This window comes from Bacterioplanes sanyensis, assembly GCF_002237535.1.
GTDB classification, from domain to species: domain Bacteria; phylum Pseudomonadota; class Gammaproteobacteria; order Pseudomonadales; family Oceanobacteraceae; genus Bacterioplanes; species Bacterioplanes sanyensis_A.
On sequence record NZ_CP022530.1, the window covers coordinates 1,410,426 to 1,435,577 of the forward strand.

26 protein-coding genes and 2 pseudogenes are annotated in these 25,152 nt (G+C 51.8%); 16 read left to right on the forward strand and 12 right to left on the reverse strand.

What is annotated here, in order from left to right:
* Positions 1–150: 150 nt before the first annotated feature.
* Positions 151–273 (reverse strand): hypothetical protein, encoded by a 123-nt coding sequence (locus tag CHH28_RS20350; RefSeq protein WP_269843682.1) that lies wholly within the window; start codon positions 271–273, stop codon positions 151–153.
* Between the two features lie 51 nt (positions 274–324).
* Between CHH28_RS20350 and CHH28_RS20555 the strand changes: the two genes are divergently transcribed.
* The 3 genes and pseudogenes from CHH28_RS20555 to CHH28_RS06685 all read left to right on the forward strand — a co-directional run bounded on the left by CHH28_RS20555 (position 325) and on the right by CHH28_RS06685 (position 2,006).
* A complete protein-coding gene (locus tag CHH28_RS20555) occupies positions 325–708 on the forward strand; it encodes a transposase (RefSeq protein ID WP_094058567.1) in 384 nt (127 codons plus the stop codon).
* A pseudogene (locus tag CHH28_RS06680) lies at positions 675–1,103 on the forward strand (IS5 family transposase); the annotation flags it as partial. The gene CHH28_RS20555 and the pseudogene CHH28_RS06680, both read left to right, overlap by 34 nt.
* Positions 1,104–1,316: 213 nt before the next feature.
* Positions 1,317–2,006, forward strand: a complete 690-nt coding sequence (locus tag CHH28_RS06685; RefSeq protein ID WP_094059580.1) for a carbonic anhydrase — start codon at positions 1,317–1,319, stop codon at positions 2,004–2,006.
* A 1-nt stretch (position 2,007) separates the two neighbouring features.
* Here CHH28_RS06685 and CHH28_RS06690 read toward each other — a convergent pair whose 3' ends face one another.
* On the reverse strand, positions 2,008–2,469 hold the full coding sequence (locus CHH28_RS06690) for a GNAT family N-acetyltransferase (RefSeq protein WP_094059581.1): 462 nt from the start codon (positions 2,467–2,469) through the stop codon (positions 2,008–2,010).
* A gap of 218 nt (positions 2,470–2,687) precedes the next feature.
* Between CHH28_RS06690 and CHH28_RS06695 the strand changes: the two genes are divergently transcribed.
* From CHH28_RS06695 to CHH28_RS06705, 3 genes and pseudogenes are all read left to right on the forward strand, one after another.
* Positions 2,688–3,128, forward strand: coding sequence for an NUDIX hydrolase (locus CHH28_RS06695; RefSeq protein WP_094059582.1), 441 nt, complete (start codon positions 2,688–2,690; stop codon positions 3,126–3,128).
* Positions 3,129–3,333: 205 nt separating this feature from the next.
* A pseudogene (locus tag CHH28_RS20155) lies at positions 3,334–3,756 on the forward strand (nucleotidyltransferase family protein).
* A gap of 156 nt (positions 3,757–3,912) precedes the next feature.
* The gene (locus tag CHH28_RS06705; protein WP_094059583.1) at positions 3,913–4,560 is read left to right on the forward strand and encodes an IMP cyclohydrolase; all 648 of its coding nucleotides are present in this window, start codon (positions 3,913–3,915) and stop codon (positions 4,558–4,560) included.
* Positions 4,561–4,633: 73 nt separating this feature from the next.
* Here the strand turns inward: CHH28_RS06705 and CHH28_RS06710 are convergent, their stop codons facing one another.
* On the reverse strand, positions 4,634–5,548 hold the full coding sequence (locus CHH28_RS06710; protein WP_094059584.1) for a hypothetical protein: 915 nt from the start codon (positions 5,546–5,548) through the stop codon (positions 4,634–4,636).
* A gap of 463 nt (positions 5,549–6,011) precedes the next feature.
* Between CHH28_RS06710 and CHH28_RS06715 the strand changes: the two genes are divergently transcribed.
* Entirely contained in the window at positions 6,012–6,224 is a 213-nt protein-coding gene (locus CHH28_RS06715) for a hypothetical protein (protein ID WP_094059585.1), read from the forward strand.
* Between the two features lie 109 nt (positions 6,225–6,333).
* Here the strand turns inward: CHH28_RS06715 and CHH28_RS06720 are convergent, their stop codons facing one another.
* Both CHH28_RS06720 and CHH28_RS06725 read right to left on the reverse strand, forming a co-directional pair.
* Positions 6,334–7,044: a penicillin-insensitive murein endopeptidase gene (locus tag CHH28_RS06720; protein WP_199244019.1), complete on the reverse strand. Its 711-nt coding sequence runs from the start codon at positions 7,042–7,044 to the stop codon at positions 6,334–6,336.
* 28 nt (positions 7,045–7,072) lie between these two features.
* Entirely contained in the window at positions 7,073–7,579 is a 507-nt protein-coding gene (locus CHH28_RS06725) for a L,D-transpeptidase family protein (protein ID WP_233243778.1), read from the reverse strand.
* A gap of 23 nt (positions 7,580–7,602) precedes the next feature.
* Between CHH28_RS06725 and CHH28_RS06730 the strand changes: the two genes are divergently transcribed.
* Positions 7,603–8,232: a Crp/Fnr family transcriptional regulator gene (locus CHH28_RS06730; protein ID WP_233243780.1), complete on the forward strand. Its 630-nt coding sequence runs from the start codon at positions 7,603–7,605 to the stop codon at positions 8,230–8,232.
* A gap of 57 nt (positions 8,233–8,289) precedes the next feature.
* Complete coding sequence (locus tag CHH28_RS06735) at positions 8,290–8,736, forward strand: methyltransferase family protein (RefSeq protein WP_094059588.1); 447 nt, start codon at positions 8,290–8,292, stop codon at positions 8,734–8,736.
* 63 nt (positions 8,737–8,799) lie between these two features.
* Here CHH28_RS06735 and CHH28_RS06740 read toward each other — a convergent pair whose 3' ends face one another.
* Positions 8,800–9,054 carry a tautomerase family protein gene (locus tag CHH28_RS06740; RefSeq protein ID WP_094059589.1) on the reverse strand — a complete coding sequence of 85 codons (255 nt, stop codon included), beginning with the start codon at positions 9,052–9,054 and terminating at the stop codon, positions 8,800–8,802.
* A 395-nt stretch (positions 9,055–9,449) separates the two neighbouring features.
* Entirely contained in the window at positions 9,450–10,001 is a 552-nt protein-coding gene (locus CHH28_RS06745) for a cysteine hydrolase family protein (RefSeq protein WP_199244020.1), read from the reverse strand.
* A gap of 271 nt (positions 10,002–10,272) precedes the next feature.
* On the opposite strand from CHH28_RS06745, the gene CHH28_RS06750 reads away from it, so the two are divergent.
* Together CHH28_RS06750 and cueR are read left to right on the forward strand one after the other, a co-directional pair.
* On the forward strand, positions 10,273–12,786 hold the full coding sequence (locus CHH28_RS06750; RefSeq protein ID WP_094059590.1) for a heavy metal translocating P-type ATPase: 2,514 nt from the start codon (positions 10,273–10,275) through the stop codon (positions 12,784–12,786).
* Between the two features lie 3 nt (positions 12,787–12,789).
* A complete protein-coding gene (gene cueR / locus CHH28_RS06755) occupies positions 12,790–13,209 on the forward strand; it encodes a Cu(I)-responsive transcriptional regulator (protein WP_094059591.1) in 420 nt (139 codons plus the stop codon).
* A gap of 17 nt (positions 13,210–13,226) precedes the next feature.
* On the opposite strand, the gene CHH28_RS06760 is transcribed toward cueR, so the two are convergent.
* Together CHH28_RS06760 and CHH28_RS06765 are read right to left on the reverse strand one after the other, a co-directional pair.
* On the reverse strand, positions 13,227–13,853 hold the full coding sequence (locus CHH28_RS06760; RefSeq protein WP_199244021.1) for a trimeric intracellular cation channel family protein: 627 nt from the start codon (positions 13,851–13,853) through the stop codon (positions 13,227–13,229).
* A gap of 4 nt (positions 13,854–13,857) precedes the next feature.
* Positions 13,858–15,237, reverse strand: coding sequence for a leucyl aminopeptidase family protein (locus tag CHH28_RS06765; RefSeq protein WP_199244022.1), 1,380 nt, complete (start codon positions 15,235–15,237; stop codon positions 13,858–13,860).
* Positions 15,238–15,378: 141 nt separating this feature from the next.
* Here CHH28_RS06765 and CHH28_RS06770 point away from each other — a divergent pair, with 141 nt between their 5' ends.
* Positions 15,379–17,031: an alkaline phosphatase D family protein gene (locus tag CHH28_RS06770; protein ID WP_199244023.1), complete on the forward strand. Its 1,653-nt coding sequence runs from the start codon at positions 15,379–15,381 to the stop codon at positions 17,029–17,031.
* A 35-nt stretch (positions 17,032–17,066) separates the two neighbouring features.
* On the opposite strand, the gene CHH28_RS06775 is transcribed toward CHH28_RS06770, so the two are convergent.
* The 3 genes from CHH28_RS06775 to ilvC all read right to left on the reverse strand — a co-directional run bounded on the left by CHH28_RS06775 (position 17,067) and on the right by ilvC (position 21,404).
* A complete protein-coding gene (locus CHH28_RS06775; protein WP_094059594.1) occupies positions 17,067–18,872 on the reverse strand; it encodes an acyl-CoA dehydrogenase C-terminal domain-containing protein in 1,806 nt (601 codons plus the stop codon).
* A 135-nt stretch (positions 18,873–19,007) separates the two neighbouring features.
* Positions 19,008–19,784 carry a substrate-binding periplasmic protein gene (locus CHH28_RS06780; protein ID WP_094059595.1) on the reverse strand — a complete coding sequence of 259 codons (777 nt, stop codon included), beginning with the start codon at positions 19,782–19,784 and terminating at the stop codon, positions 19,008–19,010.
* A gap of 135 nt (positions 19,785–19,919) precedes the next feature.
* Complete coding sequence (ilvC, locus tag CHH28_RS06785; RefSeq protein ID WP_094059596.1) at positions 19,920–21,404, reverse strand: ketol-acid reductoisomerase; 1,485 nt, start codon at positions 21,402–21,404, stop codon at positions 19,920–19,922.
* Positions 21,405–21,578: 174 nt separating this feature from the next.
* On the opposite strand from ilvC, the gene ilvY reads away from it, so the two are divergent.
* Genes ilvY through CHH28_RS06805 form a run of 4 tightly spaced genes read left to right on the forward strand, consistent with a single transcriptional unit; the run spans position 21,579 to position 24,965 of the window.
* Positions 21,579–22,454: an HTH-type transcriptional activator IlvY gene (gene ilvY, locus CHH28_RS06790; protein WP_094059597.1), complete on the forward strand. Its 876-nt coding sequence runs from the start codon at positions 21,579–21,581 to the stop codon at positions 22,452–22,454.
* Positions 22,455–22,495: 41 nt separating this feature from the next.
* Positions 22,496–23,296, forward strand: a complete 801-nt coding sequence (gene pssA, locus CHH28_RS06795; protein WP_094062005.1) for a CDP-diacylglycerol--serine O-phosphatidyltransferase — start codon at positions 22,496–22,498, stop codon at positions 23,294–23,296.
* A gap of 53 nt (positions 23,297–23,349) precedes the next feature.
* Positions 23,350–24,348: a protein-methionine-sulfoxide reductase catalytic subunit MsrP gene (msrP, locus tag CHH28_RS06800; protein WP_094059598.1), complete on the forward strand. Its 999-nt coding sequence runs from the start codon at positions 23,350–23,352 to the stop codon at positions 24,346–24,348.
* Positions 24,348–24,965 carry a sulfite oxidase heme-binding subunit YedZ gene (locus tag CHH28_RS06805; RefSeq protein WP_094059599.1) on the forward strand — a complete coding sequence of 206 codons (618 nt, stop codon included), beginning with the start codon at positions 24,348–24,350 and terminating at the stop codon, positions 24,963–24,965. Before msrP ends, CHH28_RS06805 begins: the two co-directional genes overlap by 1 nt.
* Positions 24,966–25,152 lie beyond the last annotated feature (187 nt).

A 25,152-nucleotide genomic window follows, 5' to 3' on the forward strand; every position in this document is an offset into this window, starting at 1 on the left:
AAGGGGGTTAGGCAACTTGGACAAAGGGGGCTGCGGCTCCCTTTGTTTCTAGTGGGCTGCTCTATCTTGGCTAGCTAGGGCACCTCTGAATAATTCGGTGCCCGCTCCGGATCACCAGAGGGCTCCAGATCACGAAGCCGGTTTGCCGCTCTAGCCAGCTACAGCAAAAATCGGCGACACCGAGCTGAAGTTCTCTGGCGACCCCTTTGGGCGCGGGCGGCAGGTGTCCATAACGTCGTTGGCGTTGTTGAACAGGGCTAGAAGCTGTTTCATAACCTTCAGTCCGATATAATAATCAAAACTATCAGCTTCAACTCCTCCACCATGAAACGTTCAACCTCAGAACTGACCGACCAACAGTGGGCACACATTGAGCCTTGTTTACCCAGCCTGCCTCGTGGCAAAGGGGGTCCCAAACCTATCAGCAATCGAGCCTGTTTCGAGGGCATTTTATGGGTCTTACGTTCAGGTGCGCGCTGGCGTGATCTACCCGAGCGCTATCCTTCACCGAGTACCTGCTGGCGCCGCCTTCAGTACTGGGAAGAGCAAGGTGCATGGGTCAAAGCCTGGCGTAAGCTTCTTCGCGTTCTGGATCAACAGTCGCGGTTAAATTGGGAAGAATCGTTTTCTGATGGTAGTTTTGCACCCGCAAAAAAAGGGGCCTCGGTGTTGGAAAAACCAAGCGTGGTAAGGGGTCGAAGTGGATGATAGTCGTCGATGGCGAAGGCATTCCAATCGGGCTGACACTTGGCTCAGCGTCACCGGCGGAGGTCAATCTGATTGAGGCTTTGTTAAATGTTTCCTATGGCAAGAGCAAGGTGAAGCGTTTGATTTACGATAAAGCGGCAGACTCTGATCCTCTGCGAATGGCGTTAAAGAAACGGGGCGTTGATCTCATTTGTCCACATCGTCGAAACAGGAGAAAAGCGCCGCTGCAAGATGGTAGAAAGCTGAGAAGGTACGACCGTCGCTGGAAAGTAGAGCGCACTTTTGCTTGGCTTGGAAATTATCGGCGATTAGTGGTTCGATGGGAAAGAAAGCTCTCAATGTATCGAGCCTTCTTTCACGCCGCCTGCATGATGATCGTGCTAAAGAAGTTGTGAAACAGCTTCTAGCCATTTCCTGCCATTGCCGCCTTGTTCTGAACACCTGCTGCACTCGCGCAGGGCTGTGCTGAGTTATTCAGAGGTGCCCTTGACCTTGGTTACTGAAACCAGGGCACAGTTGTTAATCGTCGCCATTGACCACCGCCATGGTGGGGCTGAACGCGGTTTTCGCGTATTCTGGTCACAACATCAGCGCAAGAGGGCAGTCATTTGGAACGGGTTATTCGCGGCGTCATGCACTTTCGCCAGGACGTCTATCCACAAAACAAGGATTTGTTCGGCACCCTGGCAGAGGGGCAGCACCCCAATGTGCTGTTTATTACTTGCTCCGATTCGCGCATCGACCCCAATATGCTTACCGGCTCCGCTCCAGGTAGGCTGTTTATCTGCCGTAATGCTGGCAATATTATTCCCCCTCACAGTAATGAAACCGGTGGTATGACGGCGTCCATTGAGTACGCTGTGGCTGTGTTGGGGGTGCGCCACATTATTATTTGCGGCCATACCGACTGTGGTGCAGTCAAAGGCGCATTGGATATGGCGTCAGTGGAAGGCTTGCCACACGTAAAAGAGTGGCTCAGTCATACCCGCTCGGCGATGGAAATTGTACGTGAGCGCCACCAGCTACCAGCTGGGCATCGCATCGACGACTGTCACCTGGATGAAGCCATCGAAGAAAATGTGCTGCAACAAGTGCAACATATTAAAACTCACCCCATTGTCGCGGCCAAATTGGCCACACAAAAAATTCAACTACACGGCTGGGTGTATCACATTGACTCTGGGGAAATCCGCTGCTGCGGCCATAACAGCAACGAGTTTCATAAGTTTGACGAGTATTACGCCGAAGCGTTGCAACAGCTGGCGCAGGAAGATGCTGCCCAGCAAGCGCCTGAGTAAATTACTCGGGGTGCAGTGTCATCTGTATTAAGCGGGGCTGAAATCCCGCTTTTTCATAAGCGCGAATGGCAGCGTCATTGCCAGCATACACATCCAAATGAAAGTCGCTCACCCCTCGCTCCTGTGCCCAGGCTATTAAATGCTGCATCAACTGTTGATTGATGCCTTGGCCACGACATTCTTCCGCTACGTACATAAAACCCAAATAGCCATGCTGACGGTAATCGAGTGCAGGCTTGGTATCGCGTATTTGCACATAGCCGGTAGCAATCACCTGATCTGCGTGCTCTGCGACCAATAGCAGACTGTCGTCCTGCGTTATTAACGTCGGTAAATCATAGTACCAAGCGCCAGAGTGCTTGATTTGTGGGTTAAATGGTCGTTCGGCCTCGATCACGGCTTGCTCTAACTGCAGTAGGGCTGGAATATCGTCTTGGGTCGCAGGGCGAAATATAAGGTTCATGGTGACTCGGTGATGCTGGCTTCTATGGATGATGAAAGAGTACCGGGAAGTGGATAAGGTGTCATGGCGATTGACACTTTCGGTAATCGTTGAAAAGCCTGACATACCTTGCGGTGCGCCTCTCTATAGCTATCTACTGTATGCCAGCTTTTACACAAAATGCTTCCTTGAAGTTGGTATATTGCCATCAAAATTGACATCTAAATAAAGGAAAATTCATGAGAGCACCATTTCAAGTCTTGGTATTTCCCTATCAGTTAACTTCAGATGGACCAAAGTTTTTAATCGGCAAAAGAAGCGACAATGGTATTTGGCAAGCCATTTCAGGTGGGGGGGAAGGGGCAGAGTCTGCGCTTGATGCAGCGAAGCGGGAGCTAAAAGAGGAAGCTGGATTGGTTGGCAGTCAGTGGCAGCCGTTGGACGCCATGTGCATGCTGCCCAAAATATACTATGCCGGTCACGAGAACTGGCGTGATCATCCGTTTGTGGTACCGGAGTATTCTTTTTCTGTTCAGGTATCGGCAGAGCCGCAATTGTCTAATGAGCATACCGAGTTGGTTTGGTGCAGCTTTCAGCAAGCCAGTGAGCGATTAAAATTTGACTCTAACCGCGTGGCCCTGTGGGAAGCCAACGAAAGGCTCAACGGCATGCATGGATAAACCTCCCTATCATAAATCAAAGCAATTCAACATTTCCGATGTTGATTTTCGATTGCTACTGGTATCGCTATCGCATACCTTTCGCAATCCAAGCTTTGTGATGAAGCCACTCTGCTATGAAGCGGATCGAGCAATTACTTCAGTCTGATAGGCAGCGAGTGGCGGCATTGCATGCTGTCACTGCGCTTTATCTACAGGCTGCTATATCGCAGCTGAGTTTGTTCGTTACCTAGTTTGGGATTCACAGCATGACTTCAATGTGTTAACTGCGCTAAATGATGCTGTCGTTATCTATGTTGATCGTCCTGAGATTAGCGCCGATGCATCTCTCGTATATGAAACACAGTTGAAAACCTGTAGGTCTAAGCTGAACTGACAAGTAGGCAATCAAGCGATCATGCATTTGCGCAATGGCGATCAAATTTATCACAGTGCTGTGCATGCAATGAATTACTGGACAGAAAAAGAAACAGCGCTGGGTGTTCGATTGAATGCAGAAAGCACCACTGAGAAGACAGCACCGTTTGGTATAGAGACGCTGTTCTCTGGTCAAATCACCTACAATCCTAAGCGTCGTAAGTCAGCTTTTGTTGAGCGTGTCTGCTCTAAGGGCTTGCCTACTCAGTGACCACAGCTAAGGATTGTACTGAAGCGTTGCTTCCAGCGATACTATCGAAAAATTAACGGGTTAGGTGCTGCAGAAGTGGCATAAGCTAAAGAGAATTAAATCATGTCAAGATTAATTTTTCTAATGACCTTAAACAGATAATATTTTGGAGTGAAAATGTATATTGGCCGAATTGTCAGTGTCGGGTTAACAGAAAATGAAAAACTGTGTGTGATGTATCGGGTATCATCGCGCTCTTATCCTAACCGCGTTATTAGTGAGCTAAATGATGCTTTGGCGGTTTTGCCAGCCGAGGGCCACCAGCAAGATATCTATACCAATCCGTTTATTAGCTATAACTGCTTGCGTCATGATCAGCGCTATGCCGTGGTGGGCAATGGTACTCATGCAGACCCGATATTCGAAAAGCTGCAATCTGGTATGCGCCTGCGCGATGCCTTGGCCTCTGTGCTGTTAGCAATGGATTACGAGCACGACGAGCTGTCTACGCCTCGCATTGCAGCGATTGCAGATAAAGTTGGTCGCTTGGCGGCGTTGGGTGTGGTACGACAAGATGGCATCGAAGTGAGTGAATTCACTTTGCAGCCGGGGCAGTATCGGTACGTATCAACCTATGAAAAAAACAGCTTGTTAACAAGCCAAAGTGGGACTGGATTGGCTGTGACTAGTACTAGTGAAGCAGCTGATTTTATAATCAGCTCTGGACACTTCTCCGGGTTTAGCCATTCTGTGTCATCTGCTGCGGCATTGGAGTCATCGAGTGGGATTTTTGATGTATCGAGTATCAATAATAGCGAGCTATAAATATTATATTTCACTCAATCAATGGCTGACAGCTCAGCCATTGATTACTGGTGATAAGAGTTTAGAGAGATCTCTAGTAAGTGATAGGACTTCTCAATCCTGCCAATGTTTGATCGAAACCTTCCCCCTTAAATTTTTTCTGGTACTCACTCAGCCATCTCAGACGTACACTTTCTGCATGCTTATATCCTAACGGCGTTATGATTTTACGATCATCAAAGCCATTGGTGATGGTGTAGCGTTTTATAGGATCGTTGCATCGCACTATCTTGGGGCTGTTGATAGACATGCCATCTAGTCCGCAAACGGTATCTGATGTTATATGAATGTTTCTTTTAATGTAAGAATCGCTGTCTTCTCCGACCCTAGACAACTTTTGGTCGAGATCGCTCTGGAGATGGTTTATATAGTCTATGTTTCCTTCTAAATCACCATTAACCAATCGCTCGGCTAGTATTGCAATTCTTAGGCTGACAGCAATGGTATAGGCCTTAACTACTTTGTGGCTATGGGGTTTATAATAGTTATCGTTAAATAGTGGGTGATTTATCAGCAATAGCGAAGCAAAGTTGAGAGAGTTATGCTTTACTCTTCGCTCTGCCGAAGAAATATTGTTAAACGTGGAATGATAATCTACGACCAGGCTCTTTAAAGTAGCAAGCTTGCTCTGATAGTCAGCGACCTGCTCCTTAGCTGAGCTATTTTGAATGATATTCTTTATTGCATCTAGAGACTCTTGGCTCAATACCACTTCCCTTTGCAACTGTGTATTACCTGATCCGAATAATGCCTGAGAAAATACAGATTTTAGCTTTCCCTTTACAGCGGACTTGGCTGCGTCAATAATTAGACTGGTGACAATAGTAGAGGCAACTTGAGGTTGTTCCAGGTTAGTTGGTGCTGCTGGCTCTAAGTCTGCTGTGTTTGCGACTGCAAAGGACGATGAAAGAGCTGCTGCAACAAATATTGATAGAGTTTTTTTGTTCATTTGATAGATCCATTATCAGTGGTTGGAGTGGTATTCTGTTTTCTATGATTAATTTTATCAATAGTAATATCAAGCCTTTCCTCGGGGTTTTTATTGATAGTCTAATGATTAGTCATGATGCCATATGATGAACGTTTATAGCTTCTATTAGTGGGTGGCGATTTTAACTCGGCGAGTTGCTACTCAGACCAAGGAGCGAGCTAGATTGGCTTTGTAATGGTTATGAAATTCACCCTATGCTTATTTAACTAGAGATTAGTTCTATGCGAGTCGTTAATAGAGGCTTTTGCTCGCTGTTCACGTTGAATTGCCTACGACTTGCCTTGGCCAAGGTTTGGCTTTGGCGACATACCTCAATCACATTGTCCAGCTGTAGTTATTCCAATAGATCCAGTGAGTACAGCGGTTCTGTAGCGAATGTCTTGCTCAGGCCGACAGTTGAAGATGATGTGCTCTGTAGGCTATGCCTGCGTTGTTGTCGTTGTGTGATTTGATTGTTCACTACTATATCGTCGTCGACGAGGTGGTTCACACGCTGCAACAAGTGGTCAATGAAGAAAGCTACACAGGTCGACTCGCCTTATCGTCTGAGTTTTGGTCGCTAGTTAACCTGAATGAAGCGTCGATATTTATCAACGTTTGGGTTTATCTTGGCTGTGTGGTGAAGCCAGTTTAATAACTTTCTCAGCTCTGCATCTGGCTACGGTACCCTTTGCACTACTCGATGGTCGAAGTTCAATATAAGATCAACAAAGACGGCCATTTAAATGGTGTTTCTGTACATGTTATTGGTGCTTGCAGGGAACATCAAAGTCAACATGGTAGTGTTCATCGTGACGAACCCAGGAGCGTTTTTTTGAAAACTGAATATGCTGCTGAAGGTACGCACCGTGTTCGGTTTCAAATAACTTGGGCTGCAGCTCAGGGTCGAAAATCACCCGCCATATATCGTGGCCCTGAGCTGTGGCCTGCTGATGCAATGCCATCAGATGCGCGGCCTGCGCATCATAATCGATGCGCAGGCCGTCAAAGCGCCCCTGATTATCAAACTCGATGTCGTAGCCAAATTTATTTAACGGGTGGGTAGGCAAGTGAACGGATCGACCATCGCCATCCATCACCGGTGTCATAAAATCCACCGACAAGCCGTTGCGGTGGGTTTTATGCGGTTTAAATTCGCCACCTTGCTGAAAACCCGTTTCGGCGTATTTGAATCGTTTGTCAGGATGATTGGCATTTAACTGTTGGTATGCGCCGACGACTATGTTGTAAACGTCGGAATGAACGTAGGTGCGCCCAGCCATACGAGCGATCAGGCTATAGCCTTCAAAGTTGTCGCCATCTGCCGGCAGCATCTTTCCTTGTTCCAGCCTGCCATTATGGGTTTTGCCATAACAGGTGCTGGTGATTTCTGCATGACTGCTGATCGCCAGCACCATCAAAGCGCTAGTCAGTGTCAGTTTGAGGACTTGGGGTGTTGATCTTAGTTTCGTCATTTTTTGATTCTGAGGTTTCTACGACCTGTTACCAGTCAATCTGAATCTCGGTCCCTGTGTTTACCAGTGACATAAACTCGTCCATGTCGCTGTTGGTAAGGGCAATACAGCCATCGGTCCAATCAAACTGTTGCATCAGTGGGGCGAGCCATCCTAGACCATTGCGCTGGCCATGAACCATGATAAAACCGCCTGGCGAAACGCCCATCTGGTGAGCGTTTTCCGTATCTAACTTATTTGGATAACTAACATGCATGGCACGATAAAAAGACGAGTCTTCTTTTTTGTAGTCGAGAGTGTAACGCCCCTCGGGAGTGCGTTGGTCACCTTCTTGTTGTTTGTGACCTTGCGGGTTGCCGCCAAGAGCGATGTCATACTGCTTAACTACGGTGTCACCTTGCATCAGGTATAAAAGCCGTTCTGATTTATCGACCCAGACCAAGTCAACCTCGGCCACAGCCAAAGGCGTGAGCACCAGTGCGGCGAGTAGCCAATGGCGTAGATATCGCAGGGTGATTCGAGTACATAGCATCATAAAGTTGAGATAAGGTGTTTACCATGGAAGGTACATCTTACTGTGGAGCCATGATGGACCCAATAGACTATCAGCAATCATTGCGCCGTTTATTTGCAATCTATATCGACAGGAGCAGCGATATAGAGTTGTTGCTGGAGAGTTTGCCACTGTTTCAGTACCAGCACTGGCGTGCTGGTCAGTCCTTGTTCAACCAAGGAGAGCAGGTTGATACTGTGTATTTCCTACTGAGCGGCGTGGGGCGCTATTACTATTTATTGGCAAATGGTCTTGAGCGCAATAAGTCGTTGGTTCGTTTTGGTGGTGCTTTTGCCAGTGTAAGCACTTTGGTTCAAGGTGTACCCAGCCCGTTTTCTTGCCAGACCATTACCCCCTGTACCACAGCGGCGATTCGCTATGCGGACTTGGTCAATTTGGCTGACTGTCAGCCTGTTTGGTCTACCTTCGTGCGTCGCTTATATGAGCAATTGGCGATTAAAAAAGAGAAACGCGAGGCGGCGCTGTTGACCATGTCGGCGCGACAGCGCTATGAGGCATTTTTGCAGGACTTTGCTGACGAAGCTGAGCAGATTCCATTGCGACAAGTGGCGATGTTTATTGGTATTACGGATGTTGCTTTATCACGCATTCGCAGGGATATGGGCTTAACTTAAGTTAAGGTCGGCACAGTTAAGCATTGTTAAGTTGTAAGCCCCTAACGGAGGCTTATTATGAAACGACTACTACCCCCACACCTGTTTGTGCTGCTACTGATCAGTATGAGCCTGATTGGCTACTGGTCAGGGTCGCCGCATAACCTGGCGTTTCCAGTTAACTTAATTGGGTTTGCCCCACTTCTTATAGGCTTAACACTGGCGGTGACGGGCAAGAATCTATTTCGACGCAGACGCACCAATATCATGACTTTCAATGATCCAGATGTCTTGGTGACAGACGGAGTCTTTCGCTTCAGCCGCAACCCCATGTACCTAGGCTTTGCAATCTCCATGTTTGGGGCAGCGTTATTGACGGGTGCTGCGCTGAGCTCTTTTGTTATCACCGCCGTATTTGTTGTCGTTGTGGACCGCTGGTACATCAAATTTGAGGAGCAACGCCTGGAGGCGATGTTTGCAGACGATTTTAAGCACTACAAAGCAAAGGTCAGGCGCTGGATCTAATTAGAGTTCTAACGGCTTAGCTCTGTTTTAAAGGGCTAAACCGTTGACGCTGGTGGTACTGTTTTAGACTTTAACCGAATAGGATAAATCCTTGGCTTCATCCCCTATCATGCCGCGAAATCCCCAGCAGTAATCGGGCTGTTCCTTGAAGGTGATTTCAATGTCGATCGGAGCTATACCAATATTACGCTCGATCTGTGTGAACAAGGTTTTAATGAGCTTCTTTATGGTCTCTGGTTTACGACCCGCCATCATATTAATTTTAATAACAGTGTAGGCTTGGCTGCGATCCACTGGGTAAAAAAAGCTGCTTTTCATCTTGGGCCTGTTAGCACTATTTAGCTCTTTGCTGCTGGAAGTCAGTTCTTTCTTGAGTCAGGCATGAGGAGCGTGGTTTAACAGGTTAAATAAGCAACGAATAACGCTACTCAGGGAAGAACGGACTCCAGCCCTTCGGGGTATGGCTGAAAATCCATCAATCTGTGTTGCTCATCCTTCATTTAACTCGTTAAACATCCATCTTCGCGCCTTGATTGAGGGGTTTTTAGCTCATAACAGCGTGATCAAAATAGTGTTAACAGGCCCTAGACCAATAAATCGTTGTGCGCGCTTGTTGTCAGGCAAGCCTAGCACCTCGCCCATACACGCATGAATGGTATCCGACAGTGCTTGTTTAACCGGTTCGAGCTGAGAGTCTATGCCATAAACAACAATCATTGTGCTCGCTCCAAATGGGTCGTCATTTGTATCAAAAATTGCTCGGTAGTCATGGCTGTTATATTTCTACCAAAGCTGGTGAGATGGGGTAGCGTGATATTTTCATGCTGTCGAATCAGCTCGGCATTGGCATGCTCTTTATCATGCGTGGTATGGGCATCGGCCAGCAAGGTAATGTCGTATCCCAATGCCGCCGCACTTCGCACACTGGTATCAATGCAAAATTCACTGGCGTAGCCGCACACAATCAAGTGTTTGATTTGCTGTTGCTTAAGCAGTTCATCCAGATCCGTATGTAAAAAAGAGTCCGGCGTTTGCTTGCGAATGAGGTGATCATGTGGCGTTACTTTCAGCTCACTTTGCAGCGACCAGCCGTCGCTGCCATAAGCAAGAACGCTGTCAGGTTTTTCGTGCTGAACAAAAATGACGGCCACGCCTGCACCATGGGCCCACTCGCTAACCTGGTTAATGCGGCTAATGACTTGGTCGCGCTCAAAGGGTTGCGGCTGTGGGTCAAACAATACGGTTTGTACATCAATAACCAGCACGGCAGAGTTTATAGGGGTTCCTTGTTGGTGGGAGCATCTGTGCAAAGCACCATTATATGGTGGGCATTGGCTATCTGAGCAATGCGTTGTGGACATTGTGGGAATGTAGTCGGTATGGACGATGCAAAAGCCCTATTCGCAATTGAAGCTGCCATAACGCATGCGTTAGAAGCCGCATACTCTTCGTCATGAGCATGCTTGCTTGACCTTCCCACCTTGGGAAGGTTTATCTTGAGTCAGTATCGAATGAATACTTGGAATGAGGTGAATCATGACCACAACGAGCCACGCGACCATAGGCATTAGCTTGCCAATTGAAGGCATGAACTGCGCCTCCTGCGTTGGTCGGGTAGAAGCCGCGTTGAATAAAGTCGATGGTGTTGAGCAGGTTGTGGTCAATTTAGCGACGGAGCGCGCAGAGATTCGCAGCCATAATGTCGATCCGCAGCCCTTGATTGATGCCATTCATCGTGCCGGTTACCAAGTGCCACAGCAGGTAACCGAGCTTAGTATCGAAAGCATGAACTGTGCCTCCTGCGTGGGCCGGGTCGAACGCGCCTTGCAAGCGGTTAACGGTGTGACGGAAGTGAGCGTTAACTTAGCCACCGAGCGCGCCACGGTTAAGGGCAATGTTGAACTGCAAGCACTGCTGGATGCCGTTCAAGCCAGCGGTTATCAAGCCAGCGATTATCGAGCAAATCAGCCCAGCAATGATACGGACCAAACCGGTCAAAATGAGCAAGCCAATGCGCGCAAGCAAGCGGAATACACGGCACTGCGACGCGATTTCAGCATTGCCTTTGTTCTGACCTTGCCACTATTTATGTTGGAAATGGGCGGGCACTTTATTCCTGCAGTGCATCATTGGGTCGCCAATACCATTGGTATTCAAACCAGTTGGCTGTTGCAGTGTGCACTAGCCAGCTTGGTGCTGTTTGGTCCGGGTTTGCGCTTCTTTCGCCACGGCATTCCGGCGTTGTTGCGCGGCGCACCGGATATGAACTCGTTGGTGGTGCTGGGAACGTCCGCTGCTTGGGGCTACTCCGTGGTCGCGACTTTTTTTGCTGAGCTGTTACCCCAAGGTACCGCCAATGTGTATTTTGAAGCCGCGGCGGTGATCGTCACGCTGATTTTGCTGGGGCGCTTATTGGAAGCGCGCGCCAAAGGTCGAACCTCCCAAGCCATTCAGCGCTTGGTGGGTTTGCAGCCCAGAACGGCCCGTGTCAGACGCGATGGCGAGGTGATTGAAGTCGCCATCGCCGAGGTTGCACTGGGTGATGTGTTGGAGGTGCGCCCGGGTGAGCGCTTGCCGGTCGATGGCGAGGTGTTGGAAGGCAGCAGCTATGTGGATGAATCCATGATTAGTGGCGAGCCGGTTCCCGTTGCCAAACAAGAAGGCGATGAGCTGGTAGCTGGCACCATCAATCAACAGGGCACGTTAACACTGCGCGCCACGGCGGTAGGTGGTGACACCGTGCTGGCGCAAATTATTCGCATGGTGGAGCAAGCGCAGAGCTCAAAGCTGCCGATTCAGACCCTGGTCGATAAAGTCACGCTGTGGTTTGTGCCGGCTGTGATGGCGGCAGCAGCGATCACCTTTGCCATTTGGCTCTGGGCAGGACCGACGCCGGCGCTGAGTTTTGCCTTGGTCAATGCGGTGGCGGTGCTGATCATTGCTTGCCCGTGTGCCATGGGCCTAGCGACGCCAACGTCGATTATGGTGGGTACGGGCCGTGGAGCGGAAATGGGTATCCTGTTTCGCAAGGGCGAAGCACTGCAACTGTTAAAAGATGCGCAAGTCGTGGCGCTGGATAAAACCGGTACCTTAACGGCCGGGCAGCCAGCCTTAACCGATTTGCAGGTGGCCTCAGGCTTTGATCGTGACACGGTTTTGGCCTTAGTCGCGGCGGCGGAGTCTCGTTCCGAGCACCCGATTGCTCGGGCGATGGTCGAGCAAGCCGAGAAAGAAGGGCTTAAGTTAGCAGCCGTTAGCCAGTTCGAATCCGTCACTGGCCTCGGCATTAGAGCGCGCGTCAGTGAGCACGATGTTCACATCGGAGCCGATCGCTACATGCAGCAACTGGGTCTTGAGGTGAGTGAATTTGCGCAGACCGCGGCGCGTTTGGCCGATGAGGGCAAATCGCCGCTATACGCCGCGATCGATGGCAAGTTGGCCGCTGCAATCGCGGTGGCGGATCCGATCAAGGAAGATACCCCGGCTGCTATTCAGGCACTGCATCAGTTGGGGCTGAAGGTGGTCATGATCACTGGCGATAATCAGCGCACAGCCGATGCCATTGCTCGCCACTTAGGCATCGACGAAGTGGTGGCTGAGGTGTTGCCGCAGGGCAAAGTCGATGCGGTGCAACAACTCAAATCGCGCTACGGTCAGCTGGCGTTTGTTGGCGATGGCATTAACGATGCCCCAGCGTTGGCGCAAGCTGAGGTCGGCATTGCCATTGGCACGGGCACCGACATTGCCATCGAAGCGGCGGATGTGGTGCTGATGTCGGGCAGTTTGCAGGGCGTCGCCAATGCCATCGCTTTGTCGCAACATACGCTGCGCAATATCAAGCAAAACTTATTTTGGGCTTTTGCCTACAATACGGCGCTGATACCGGTTGCAGCCGGGGTGTTGTATCCAGCCTTGGGCATGTTGTTGTCGCCAGTATTTGCTGCCGCAGCCATGGCGCTGTCATCGGTGTTTGTACTGACCAACGCGCTGCGCTTGCGACGCTTTAAGGCCCCACACCCTCATACTAAGGCCGCTTATACCGGAGCTTGAGCGATGAATATTGGCAAAGCCGCCGAGGCCTCAGGCGTCTCGGCAAAAATGATTCGCTATTACGAATCCACCGGGCTTATTGCTGCAGCCGAGCGCACGCAGGCGGGTTATCGCAACTATGGTCAGCGCGACATTGACACCTTGCGCTTTATTCGCCGCGCCCGAGATTTGGGCTTTTCGGTCGAGCAAATGCACGATTTGCTGGCACTGTGGCGTGATCAAAGCAGAGCCAGTGCCGATGTGAAACGCATTGCCTTGCAGCACGTGGCCGAGCTAGAGCGCAAAGCGCAACAATTGCAGGAAATGAGCCGGGTGCTCACTCATTTGGCAGACAACTGTCACGGTGATGAGCGCCCAGATTGCCCGATTATTAGTGGATTAGCCCAGCCGCTGAAAGGCGGTTGCGAGGGTAGCAATCAATAGTATGAGGGTCGGTGAGATTATTTTTGCCGATTACTCGGCAATACCAACTTCCAACGAATGGCGCTAAGGCGCATGGCGAAAATCAGCACCACCGTTGCGGTGGAGGCGATGCCAATGCTAAGGCCAAGCTCCAATAAAAAAATCATCAGCAGCGAGCCACACCAGGCTGCGGTGGCATACAGCTCACCGCGAAACACCATGGGTTCATCGTTGCATAAAATATCGCGCAAAATACCGCCCGCCACGGCGGTGAGCATGCCCATGAAGGACGCCACCAACCAGCTGACGCCAACGGTGAGTGCCGCTTGCGTACCGGCAACGGCATACAACGCCAGCGCTGCAGCATCGGGTACCACATACCAGCGCGGCGACAAGCTGACCCAGCGCGCCAAGTAAAACGTCGCGATGGCCCCGAGCCAAGCCATGATCAAATAATAATGATCAACGATCCAGAATACCGGGCGGTCGAGCAACACGTCCCGTAATGTGCCGCCGCCAAGGGCGGCACAAAAAGCGATGATTAAAATACCAAATAAATCGACCTGCTTTCCTCTGGCATCCAGCACAGCGGCCGAGCCAGAGAAAATTGCCGCCAACATGGTGGACCAATACAGCACCTGTTGGGTAGTCAGGTCGTCGAGCAAGCGATCAGTCCTGGAAGCGGTTGTGCAGGTATTCAAATACGGCACGAATGCCCATCGCTTCGCCACCTACCGGACGGCCCGGCAATTTACGGTTGTTCCAGGCCATGACGTCAAAATGTACCCACGGCACATCGGCGACAAAATGTTGCAGATATAACGCCGCCGTGATGGCACCACCAAACGGCGTGCTGGCACAGTTCACTAAATCCGCGACATCGCTTTTCATAAATTCTTTGTACGGTTGGTGCAGCGGCATCGACCACACCGGGTCGGTTACACGCTCACCGCTTTGCATCAAATCACCCGCCAAAGACAGTTGGTTGGTGAAGAAGCCCGGCAATTCGGTACCCAGAGCCACCCGGCATGCGCCGGTTAATGTTGCAAAGTCGATGATTAAATCGGGCGTCTCGGCGGCCGCTTCGGTCAAGGCATCACACAATACCAAACGACCTTCGGCGTCGGTGTTGTCAATTTCAACCGTCAGCCCTTGGCGAGTATTGATAACATCACCCGGGCGGAAGGCATTACCGCTAACGGCATTTTCCACCGCGGGAATTAATACCCGCAAACGCACCGGTAAATGGCGCGCCATAATTAATTGCGCCAAGCCCAACACCTGCGCGGCGCCGCCCATGTCTTTTTTCATCAGTCGCATGGCATTGCCTGGTTTTAGGTTCAGACCACCGCTGTCAAAACAGACGCCTTTGCCCACCAAGGTGACTTTCGGGTGCTCTGGATTACCCCAGGTCAGTTGCAACAAACGCGGGTCGTGGTCACTGGCGCGGCCCACGGCATGAATCATCGGGAAGTTGTCTTGCTTCAGATCTTCCCCCGTCCACTGGCGAAATACAGCGTTGTAACGCTCGGCCAAGTGCTGGGTGACCGTTGCTAGGTCTTCCGGCATCATGTCTGAGGCTGGGGTGTTGATCAGATCGCGAGTCAGGCCAACGGCATCGATCAGGTCATTGGCTTCGCGCACGACATCGGCGTCGTCGAGATTTAATTGCGCAAACTTGCTGTCGCTTTTGCGATATCGCTCGTAACGGTAGGCGCCGCAGCCCCAGCCAAAAGCGATGGCGACCAAACGATCCGGATCGCGAATGTTATCAATATGATACTCACCAACCGGCAGTTGCTGGGCCAAGTCACCGCAAGCAAACATATCGGTTAGGTCGGAAACAACGGCAATGGCATGCCCCAGCTCACCATTATTGCCCGGTACTAAAGCCACCCCTTTGCCTTCAAAACCGCTGGCTTGCAGCCATTGGCGAGTGGTATCGGGTTGCTCCGACAACCAATGATCGTATTGCTGTGGTTCGAAAATATTGAGCGGTGTGCCGCCGCTTTGATGAGCAATCGCGCAGGACATAATCTGACTTACCATGATTTAAAGACTCGGAGATTATAGAGGAGCGCGGCGCGGCCAGCCATTCAAGCATTGCCATCAAACTGTCATGGCGCTGCAATCGGCCTGTCACTGGCGTTGGCCTAAATGGCGCTAGTGCTTGAGCGAGTGACGATGGCCATGCCTCTGACCCGACGCGATTTTCTGCTTGATACCGCCAGTGCTGCGGTTGTTCCCGCCGTCTTGCCAGCCACTTTGCCTGCATTGGCTGAACGTCAGCAGCGGCAATGGGCTTTTCAACATGGTGTTGCCAGCGGTGACCCACTCAGCGATCGGGTAATTTTGTGGACGCGGGTCACACCTTTGGATGGCCGCGACCGTGTGGCTTATCAGTGGTATCTGTGCCGCGATCCACAATGCCAACATGTACTGCAGCAAGGCTATGGCGTGACCTATCAACAGCGTGATTTTACCGTCAAGCTGGACGTCGATGGTTTGCAAGCAGGGCAAACCTACTATTACTTTTTTGCCGCGCAAGGGCAGCAGTCGGATATCGGGCGCACGCGTACATTGCCCGTGGGCTCTGTTCGACAGCTGCGTTTGGCGTTTACCTCGTGTTCAAATTTCGCGCACGGTTATTTTAATGTGTATCGCGAACTGGCAGCGCGTACGGACTTGGATGCGGTCTTGCACTTAGGCGATTACATCTATGAATACGATAATCTGGACGCCAGCTTAACCACCGGACGCATTCATTGCCCGCCGCACGAAGCCGTCACTTTGCAGGATTATCGTCAGCGCCACGCTTGTTATAAAAGTGATGCGGATTTACAGCAAGCGCATCGCCAGCATCCATGGTTGTTAATTTGGGACGATCACGAAGTGGCCAATAACGCTTGGCGCGGCGGCGCTGCCAGCCACAGCCGTGATCAAGGCGATTGGGGCGAGCGATTGTCGGCCGCGGTGCAGGCGTACTTGGAGTGGATGCCGGTGCGAGAAACGTCGACGCCGGAGCAAGGGCTGTATCGCCATTTTCGTTTTGGCGATTTGGTGGATTTAAACATGTTGGATACGCGCCTGGCCGGTCGGGATCAACCAGCCACTGACAAATTAGAGCGCGACCACCCACAGCGCACCTTGCTGGGTTACGAGCAAGAGCAGTGGCTCAGTAATAACCTACACAGTGCTCAACAGCAGGGCGTGCACTGGAAACTGTTAGGGCAGCAAGTAATGATGGCGCAGCTGGGTACCAATAACCGGCCGTTTAATTACGACCAATGGGATGGTTATCCGGCGGCGCGAAGCCGACTGTTTGATCTGATTGAGCAACAAGACATTGATAATGTGGTGGTGCTGACTGGCGATATTCATTCCAGTTGGGCGTTAGAACTGCATCGTGATCCGTTTATGGACAACAGCCAGGCATTGGCCGTTGAGTTGGTGACGCCGGCGGTGTCGTCGCCTGGCATTGAGCATCGCACGCGCGCCGCCCTGGCCGCTTCGTCGTTGCAGGCATTATTACCTCATTTGCAGTTTGTCGATTTTTACCATCGCGGCTACGTTTTGCTGGATGTGACCCCACAACGCTTGCAAGCCGAGTGGTGGGTGGTGGATCGGGTCGACTCGCCGCGCTACCAAAGTCATTGCTTAAACGCGTTGCAAATCCCTGCGGGTACAGCGCAATTTACCGCCGCCACGCAATTGTCCAAACCGCCAGACAACCCGGCTGAACCTGCACCTGCTTATGCCAGTGAGCTGGCCTTTTTGCGTCGCTGGCACGGCCCAGCCACGCCACAGGCGGAGCAGATGGCGTCGCCATTGGCAGGGCGTTAACCTTTGGTGCCACCGGTTAACGCCGTATTGCGTGGTTAAAAGCTGAAGTGATCTTCGCTCATTTGCATTAAGGTACGGGCTGGTTTCACCATCATTTTGGCGTGACCTTTGGCGCGTGGCAGCATGCGATCAAAATAAAACTCCGCAGTATGTATTTTGGCGCGATAAAAGTCTGCCTGGCTAGGGTCGCGGCTTATGGCACTGTAAGCGCTATCGGCCATGCGTGCCCAGAAATACGCCATCATCACATAACCTGAAAACATCAAATAATCGACAGACGCAGCACCGACCATGTCGCGATCTTTGCGTGCCATAAAGGCAATGCGCAACGTACCCAGACGCCAGCGCAGTAAATAGCGTTTTAGCTGTTTGATCATCGGCTTCATGTCGCTGCGGTTTTGGTGTTGTTTGATGAAGTCTTTCACCACCGTATGGAATTCGTTAAACGACTTGAGTTTGCCCAGCAACACTTTGCGCCCCAATAAATCCAACGCTTGCACGCCGGTGGTGCCTTCGTACAGTTTGGCGATCTGGGTATCGCGAATGATTTGCTCCATGCCCCATTCTTTAATGAAGCCATGGCCACCGTACACCTGCACACCTTGGTTGGCCGCTTCATAACCCAGCTCGGTTAAAAACGCCTTTAGCACCGGGGTTAAAAAACCCAGCTTGTCGTCAATGCGATCGTACTCGGCCTGATCGTCACGGCTGTGAGCAGCCATCATGTGATCGGCCAGTTGAGCAGCGTAATAGAGCATGGCGCGGCCACCTTCGGCAATGGCTTTTTGCGTTAAAAGCATGCGACGCACATCCGGGTGCACAATTAAAGCATCGGCAATTTTCTCCGGCTGCTTGGTGCCACTGAGCGAGCGCATTGAACGGCGCTCACGCGCGTAGGGCAGGGCACCCTGAAATGACAACTCCGCTGCGCCGACGCCTTGAATCGAGGTGCCAATACGGGCGGTGTTCATAAAGGTAAACATGCACATCAGGCCTTTATTTTTTGGCCCGATTAAAAACCCTTTGGCGCCGTCGAAGTTCATCATACAGGTCGATGAACCATGAATGCCCATTTTTTCTTCAATCGAGCCGCACACCACGGGGTTGCGATCGCCCAATGAGCCGTCTTGGTTGACATTGAATTTGGGCACAATAAACAGCGAAATACCTTTGGTGCCTTTGGGCGCATCCGGTAGGCGTGCCAGCACGATGTGCACAATTTGCTCGGTTAAATCGTGCTCGCCCGAAGAAATAAAAATCTTGGTGCCGCTAATGGCGTAGCTGCCATCGCCATTGGGCACGGCTTTGGTTTTAACCTGGCCTAAGTCAGTGCCGCATTGCGGCTCGGTCAAACACATGGTGCCAGTCCAACGGCCTTCGGTTAGCGGCACCAAATAGGTTTGCTTTTGCTCTTCGCTACCGTGCATATAAATGGTGTTCATGGCACCGAGTGACAGGCCTGGGTACATACCCCACACCCAGTTGGCGGTGCCGATCATTTCCGATTTGATCACCCCTAACGACAATGGCAGGCCCTGGCCGCCGTATTCCACCGGTGCCGACATGCCTTGCCAGCCGCCTTCTACATATTGGCCATAGGCTTCGCGAAATCCTTTTGGCGTGGTGACGTCGCCGTCATTAAATACACAGCCGTCGTCGCCGGTTTGATACAACGGCGATAACACTTCTTCGCTAAAACGAGCTGCTTCGCCCAGGATAGCGTCGACCATGTCGGGGGTGGCTTCTTCGCCGCCGGGAATCTGCTGGTAATGCTGTTGAAAATCAAAGACGTCGTTCATTAAGAACTGAATATCTTTTATTGGCGCTTTGTATTGGATCATGGTGAGACACTCTTACTGGTGTTGATAAAGGCCCATTGGGGAGATGTAGCAGGGCAGTAGCGCAGAGTGTGTCAAGCTCGCAGGGTCAGACCATTGGCTGTGTCGCCCAGGGAAGGTGTCACATCAGACACGCCGCTAAGGCGTGCTGATCAGCGGATCGAATTGGTGTTGTTCAACAATGGCAGCACGGGTGCCGTTGGCCTCAATAATACGCAGCCCAGCTTCAAACTTTTCACGCAATTGTTCACCGTTTTGTGTGGCGCGTGAGAACAACAGATGCAGGTCTATTTCTCGCAGGGGGCGGGCCACGGTGGCCAAACGATTGCGCTCGGAGGCAGTGAAGTGCAGCGCTAATAATTGTTCACTGACCTGTCGGCTAATGGGGAAAGCGTCGATATGGCCATCCAACAGCAAGCGTAACCCCTCGGTATCGCTGTGGCTGCGGCGTAAGCGAAAGTGCTCATCTTGAACATGTTCCTGAAACTCTGGGCCGTAGGAATAACCCAGTGTGGCACCGATGCGAATCACTTCCCCCGGTTGAGGCGACCAAATTTGCTGCCAGGTGACTGGGTGTGATTTGCGAAAGAAGAACACGCTTTGTTCGATGCCTATGGGGCTGTGGCTAAACAAGAACTGCTGCTCGCGCTGCTCGGTCCAGGACCAAACTGGGGTGGCATCGTGGGCGCCGGCGCGCACCAAATTGAGGCTGCGATTCCAAGGGTAATAATGGTACTCAACGTCGATATCGACGGCGGCAAAGGCAGCGCTAATCAGATGGCTGATAACGCCGCCATGTTCTAATTGTTCGGATACATAAGGCGGCCACTCGCCGGACGCGACGGACACCACCTCGGCGCGGCTGAGACTGGTAAACAAACAGAGCAAGGGGATAATTAGCAGCCATCGATGCATAGGCGTACACCCATCAACTGGTTGTAAAAAAGCCTAGTACAAAAAAACCGGCCAACGGCCGGTTATGAAAAAGTTGCAGGTAAGGGGGCAACTACTGCTCTTGCGAGCAAGGTTTATAGGTATAAACAGCGAGCGTTATGCTTCAACAATACGCTTCATGTCGGTCATGTAACCGCGCAGTTCCTGACCAATCCACTCTACTGGGTGGTTGCGGATCGCCTCGTTCACTTCAATCAGATGTTGGTTGTCGACCGAGTTAGACGTTACGTTCAGGCCTTTGCCAATGACGTCGGTGCTGAAATGTGGCATGAACTTGTCGCGCAGCAGAGGCACCGCGGCGTGAGCAAACAGGTAGCAGCCGTATTCTGCCGTGTCAGAGATGACGACGTTCATTTCATACAGCTTCTTACGCGCAATGGTGTTGGCGATCAGCGGTGTTTCATGCAGCGACTCGTAGTACGCCGACTCTTCCACAATGCCAGACTCCACCATGGTTTCGAACGCCAGCTCAACGCCCGCTTTGATCATGGCCACCAGCATGATGCCGTGGTCGAAGTACTCTTGCTCGTCGATTTCAACATCAGACGCTGGTGCTTTTTCAAAACCGGTTTCAGCGGTTTCAGCACGCCATTTCAGCAAGTTAGCATCGCCGTTTGCCCAGTCTTCCATCATGGTGCGCGAGAACTCGCCCGTCATGATGTCGTCTTGATGCTTACGAAATAGCGGACGCATCAGCACTTTCAGCTCTTCGGCCATATCGAAAGCAACGATTTTGGCTGGGTTCGACAGGCGATCCATCATGTTGGTGATACCGCCGTGCTTCAGCGCTTCGGTAACGGTTTCCCAGCCGTACTGGATCAGCTTGGCGGCATAGCCTTCATCCATACCGTCTTCGATCATTTTCTCGAAGCCCAAAATCGCACCGGTCTGCAGCATGCCGCACAGAATGGTTTGCTCGCCCATCAGGTCCGACTTCACTTCGGCAACAAAGGATGACTCCAGTACGCCCGCACGATCACCACCGGTGGCCGATGCCCACGCCTTGGCAATGTCCATGCCTTCGCCTTTCGGGTCATTTTCTGGATGCACGGCAATCAGTGTCGGAACACCGAAGCCGCGCTTGTATTCTTCACGCACTTCAGAACCTGGGCACTTAGGCGCAACCATTACGACGGTCAGGTCGTCACGTACTTGCATGCCTTCTTCAACAATGTTGAAACCATGGGAGTAACCCAGGCAGGCGCCGTCTTTCATCAGCGGCATGATGGCCGATACCACGCTGGTGTGTTGCTTGTCTGGCGTCAGGTTACAAACGACATCCGCGGTTGGGATCAGCTCTTCGTAAGTGCCCACGGTGAAACCGTTGTCGGTGGCGTTTTTCCAAGACTGGCGCTTCTCAGTGATGGCCGACTCGCGCAGGGCGTAGGAGACATCCAAGCCAGAATCGCGCATGTTCATGCCTTGGTTCAGGCCTTGGGCGCCACAACCGACGATCACCACTTTTTTGCCTTTCAGAAAGTCACAACCGCTGGTGAACTCATCACGGTTCATAAAACGGCAGCGGCCGAGTTGATCGAGTTGCTCACGCAAGTTGAGCGTATTGAAGTAGTTGTTACCCATAACAGCCATTCCTCGTGCGTGTATAACGAAGACCCGATGCTGTGTTGTTGCCTGGGGTCTTCGTGGGATTCATAAATAAGTCGATAGCCATGGTAGGCCAAAGCCGACATTGCGTAAAATGCTATTATTGCCACGACCTGTTGCGTTTTTTGCAACGAGCCTTAAGAGATCGACATGGACTACAAAGACCTGCAGGCCTTCGCCGCCATTTGTCATCATTTCCACCTTGGCCGTGCCGCTCAGCAACTGCATATGAGTGCATCAACCTTGAGTCGGCGCTTGGCGCGCATGGAAGAAGAAGCCGGTGCTCGGCTGATCGACCGTGACGCCAATCCACTGCAGCTGACTCATGCCGGTGCGCTGTTTCGCCAGCATGCCGAGCAAACCTTGTCCGACTGGCAACAGTTGCGCTCGGCCGTCTCCACTCAGGCCAGTGACTTGAGTGGTACGTTGACGCTGTTCTGCACCGTGACCGCCAGTTACAGTTTTTTGGTCGATCTGCTGGCGCGCTTTCGTGAGCGCTACCCTAAAGTCGAGTTGCGCATCCATACCGGCGACGCCGCCGATGCCATCAGCCGTGTGCAGCGCCGCGCCGCCGATGTTGCCATTGCCGCTAGGCCAGACGCTTTGCCAGAGGATTTGAGTTTTAAAACCATGGCGCCGTCGCCGTTGCTGTTTATCGCTCCGCGCGGTCTGGTCAACGTGCCACAACTGTCTCAAGCGGACATTGATTGGTCGCAAGTTCCGATGGTGCTGTCTGAATCTGGCTTAGGGCGCACACGGGTGGACCGCTGGTTTGCGGCGCGCAACATCACTCCCAATATATATGCACAAGTGGCAGGCAATGAGGCCATCGTCAGTATGGTGGCACTGGGTGTTGGTGTGGGCGTGGTGCCCGAGCTGGTGTTGCGCAACAGCCCGATGGCGTCCAGAGTGCGGGTGCTGACGGTGGAACCTGAATTGGAGCCCTTTGCCGTCGGTTTGTGCGCACCAACGGATCAGTTGCAGCAACCCTTGCTGCAGGCGCTATGGAAGACAGCCCGGCTTTGATGTCGCATAATGCGAGCGTTCCATTAGCGATAAGACAGCGTATGACGGATAACGAAAAGCACACCGAGCAAGAAGCTTCACATCAGTGCCCAGAGTCTGATGCCACCGCGGCCAAGCCCGCTAAATGGCCTGGCCGGAAAGGTATTTATTTGCTGCCCAACTTATTTACCACTGGCGCTTTGTTCTCCGGCTTTTATGCCGTTGTCGCCAGCATGAACGGCGACTTTGAAAACGCCGCCATTGCCATCTTTATTTCCATGATTCTCGACGGCTTCGATGGTCGAGTGGCACGCATGACCAACACCCAGAGCGACTTTGGCGCCGAGTACGACAGCCTGGCCGATATGGTGAGCTTTGGTGTCGCACCGGCATTAGTGGCCTTTAGTTGGGCACTGCAGGACCTCGGCAAGATTGGCTGGGTCGCGGCTTTTGTATACGTAGCGGGCGCGGCATTGCGGCTGGCACGCTTTAACACCCAATTGGCGGTGGCGGATAAAAACTTCTTTACTGGTTTGGCCAGCCCGGCGGCAGCGGCGATTGTTGCGGGCACCGTGTGGGCCTTTAGCGAATCAGGCACCCCTGGCAGTGACATTTCCTGGTTGATGGCGCTGATTGTTCCGGGAGCAGGTTTGCTGATGGTGAGTAACTTCCGCTATCACAGCTTTAAAGGCCTGGATCTAAAAGGCAAAGTGCCGTTTGTTGCCCTGCTGGCGGTGGTACTGGTGTTTGTTGTCGTCTCCATCGACCCAGCCAAAGTGCTGCTAGGCGCCTTTATGGCATACGCACTGTCGGGCCCAGGCTTTGAGGGGTGGCAATTTATTAAGGCCCGCCGTAAGAAATGAATCATTTGTAGCGACTGTGTCTAACATTCCTGTGTTTGTTAGGTGCAGTCGTTATGTTAATCCGCAAAGATCGCTTTTCTACGCCTCCTTCCTCTGAAATTACTCCGCATTCGGTTTATTTAAAGCGGCGGCACTTTATGCAGGCCGGGGCGCTGTCTTTGCTGGCTGCTGCCAGTCCGGTACGAGCCGTAATAGACGCCGACAATGGCCGTGATCTGAGCTCTCCTGCTTGGTTGGCAAAGCAAGTCAGTTCTGCCAAACCCTTTACGGGGGAGACGAAAGAAGCCCTAACGCCTTACGATAACGTCACCGGCTATAACAACTTCTACGAGTTTGGCACGGATAAAAGCGACCCGGCGCGCTACGCCCACAAACTGACAACAGACCCATGGTCGGTGACGGTTTCGGGGGAATGCGAGAACAGCGGCACCTTCGCTCTAGAAGATTTGCTGGCCAAGGTGCAGTTAGAGGAAAGGGTTTACCGACTGCGCTGCGTTGAAGCTTGGTCGATGGTCATTCCTTGGATTGGGTTTCCGCTGGCGCAGCTGATTAAGCAATGTCAGCCTAACTCGCGTGCGAAATACGTCGCCTTCGAAACCTTACAGCGGCCAAAAGAAATGCCGGGTCAGCGCTCCGTGTTTTCCACCATCGACTGGCCCTATATAGAAGGGTTGCGCATGGATGAAGCCATGAATGATCTGACGCTGATGGCGGTGGGCTTATACGGCGAGATGCTGCCCAATCAAAATGGTGCACCGATTCGCCTAGTGGTGCCATGGAAGTATGGCTTTAAAAGCATTAAGTCGATTGTCCGCATTCACTTCAGCGAAACCATGCCAGCCACGACTTGGAATCTATTGGCGCCGAATGAATACGGCTTCTACGCCAACGTAAATCCGAATGTTGATCATCCGCGCTGGAGTCAGGCCAGCGAGCGTCGCCTACCGTCATCACTGTTTAGCCCCAATCGCATTCCGACACAAATGTTCAATGGCTACCAACAGCAGGTGGCGCATCTTTATAAAGACATGGATTTGGAGCGCTACTACTAATGCCGGTTAGTTTGCGTCGTGTGACGGTGTTTGTGCTGGCGCTGTTGCCGCTGATTTATTTGCTACAGGCGGTGATTCGTATCCAACATGGCGAGTGGAATCTACTTGGGCCAGAGCCGGGGCGTGCCATCGTCTTCTTTACTGGCACTTGGGCTTTTAATCTGATGCTGGCGACTCTGGCGGTAAGCCCGGCGGCTAAACACACAGGTTGGCGCTGGTTGTTACAGCACCGGCGCATGCTGGGATTGTTCACCTTCTTTTATGCCAGCTTGCATCTATTGGCCTACAGTGCGCTGCTATTGGAGTGGCGTTGGCTGGAAATCTCGCAGGAACTGATTGAGCGTCCATACCTAACCTTTGGCATGCTGTCATGGCTTATTCTGCTGCCGTTGGCGCTGACATCCACGAAGGGATGGCAGCGCCGACTAAAGCGGCGCTGGAAGAGTCTGCATAAATGGAGCTATCCCGCCGCCGCTTTGATGGCGGTGCACTATCTACTGCAGATTCGTTCGTCGTGGTTTGAACCCGTTTTTTATACGATTTTGGTGCTAGCCTTGTTAGGGCTTCGTCGTTGGTCTTTACTACCTGCTTCGAAGGAGAGGTTGTCTGCCGAGTGAAATTCTTTTCACAAAGCAGTTGACGGCGCTGAGCAACTCCCTATAATGCGCCGCTCCTGATCGCTGTGACGCGGCAGGCGGGCAAGAAGCCCCAGTTTTTCAATGACTTAGAGAGCTCTGTTCGAACTCACTAAGCACTGAAAAACATCGAAACAAAGCGTTGACTTTTCAGTTCATTAGCGTAGTA

What these genes read in the sequence shown, in the direction of transcription:
- CHH28_RS20350 (WP_269843682.1), bottom strand. Translation starts at nt 273, where the DNA reads ATGAAACAGCTTCTAGCCCTGTTCAACAACGCCAACGACGTTATGGAC.
- CHH28_RS20555 (WP_094058567.1), top strand. Translation starts at nt 325, where the DNA reads ATGAAACGTTCAACCTCAGAACTGACCGACCAACAGTGGGCACACATT.
- CHH28_RS06690 (WP_094059581.1), bottom strand. Translation starts at nt 2,469, where the DNA reads ATGAACCTTATATTTCGCCCTGCGACCCAAGACGATATTCCAGCCCTA.
- CHH28_RS06695 (WP_094059582.1), top strand. Translation starts at nt 2,688, where the DNA reads ATGAGAGCACCATTTCAAGTCTTGGTATTTCCCTATCAGTTAACTTCA.
- CHH28_RS06705 (WP_094059583.1), top strand. Translation starts at nt 3,913, where the DNA reads ATGTATATTGGCCGAATTGTCAGTGTCGGGTTAACAGAAAATGAAAAA.
- CHH28_RS06710 (WP_094059584.1), bottom strand. Translation starts at nt 5,548, where the DNA reads ATGAACAAAAAAACTCTATCAATATTTGTTGCAGCAGCTCTTTCATCG.
- CHH28_RS06715 (WP_094059585.1), top strand. Translation starts at nt 6,012, where the DNA reads ATGCCTGCGTTGTTGTCGTTGTGTGATTTGATTGTTCACTACTATATC.
- CHH28_RS06720 (WP_199244019.1), bottom strand. Translation starts at nt 7,044, where the DNA reads ATGACGAAACTAAGATCAACACCCCAAGTCCTCAAACTGACACTGACT.
- CHH28_RS06725 (WP_233243778.1), bottom strand. Translation starts at nt 7,579, where the DNA reads ATGATGCTATGTACTCGAATCACCCTGCGATATCTACGCCATTGGCTA.
- CHH28_RS06730 (WP_233243780.1), top strand. Translation starts at nt 7,603, where the DNA reads ATGGAAGGTACATCTTACTGTGGAGCCATGATGGACCCAATAGACTAT.
- CHH28_RS06735 (WP_094059588.1), top strand. Translation starts at nt 8,290, where the DNA reads ATGAAACGACTACTACCCCCACACCTGTTTGTGCTGCTACTGATCAGT.
- CHH28_RS06740 (WP_094059589.1), bottom strand. Translation starts at nt 9,054, where the DNA reads ATGAAAAGCAGCTTTTTTTACCCAGTGGATCGCAGCCAAGCCTACACT.
- CHH28_RS06750 (WP_094059590.1), top strand. Translation starts at nt 10,273, where the DNA reads ATGACCACAACGAGCCACGCGACCATAGGCATTAGCTTGCCAATTGAA.
- cueR (WP_094059591.1), top strand. Translation starts at nt 12,790, where the DNA reads ATGAATATTGGCAAAGCCGCCGAGGCCTCAGGCGTCTCGGCAAAAATG.
- CHH28_RS06765 (WP_199244022.1), bottom strand. Translation starts at nt 15,237, where the DNA reads ATGGTAAGTCAGATTATGTCCTGCGCGATTGCTCATCAAAGCGGCGGC.
- CHH28_RS06770 (WP_199244023.1), top strand. Translation starts at nt 15,379, where the DNA reads ATGCCTCTGACCCGACGCGATTTTCTGCTTGATACCGCCAGTGCTGCG.
- CHH28_RS06775 (WP_094059594.1), bottom strand. Translation starts at nt 18,872, where the DNA reads ATGATCCAATACAAAGCGCCAATAAAAGATATTCAGTTCTTAATGAAC.
- CHH28_RS06780 (WP_094059595.1), bottom strand. Translation starts at nt 19,784, where the DNA reads ATGCATCGATGGCTGCTAATTATCCCCTTGCTCTGTTTGTTTACCAGT.
- ilvC (WP_094059596.1), bottom strand. Translation starts at nt 21,404, where the DNA reads ATGGGTAACAACTACTTCAATACGCTCAACTTGCGTGAGCAACTCGAT.
- ilvY (WP_094059597.1), top strand. Translation starts at nt 21,579, where the DNA reads ATGGACTACAAAGACCTGCAGGCCTTCGCCGCCATTTGTCATCATTTC.
- pssA (WP_094062005.1), top strand. Translation starts at nt 22,496, where the DNA reads ATGACGGATAACGAAAAGCACACCGAGCAAGAAGCTTCACATCAGTGC.
- msrP (WP_094059598.1), top strand. Translation starts at nt 23,350, where the DNA reads ATGTTAATCCGCAAAGATCGCTTTTCTACGCCTCCTTCCTCTGAAATT.
- CHH28_RS06805 (WP_094059599.1), top strand. Translation starts at nt 24,348, where the DNA reads ATGCCGGTTAGTTTGCGTCGTGTGACGGTGTTTGTGCTGGCGCTGTTG.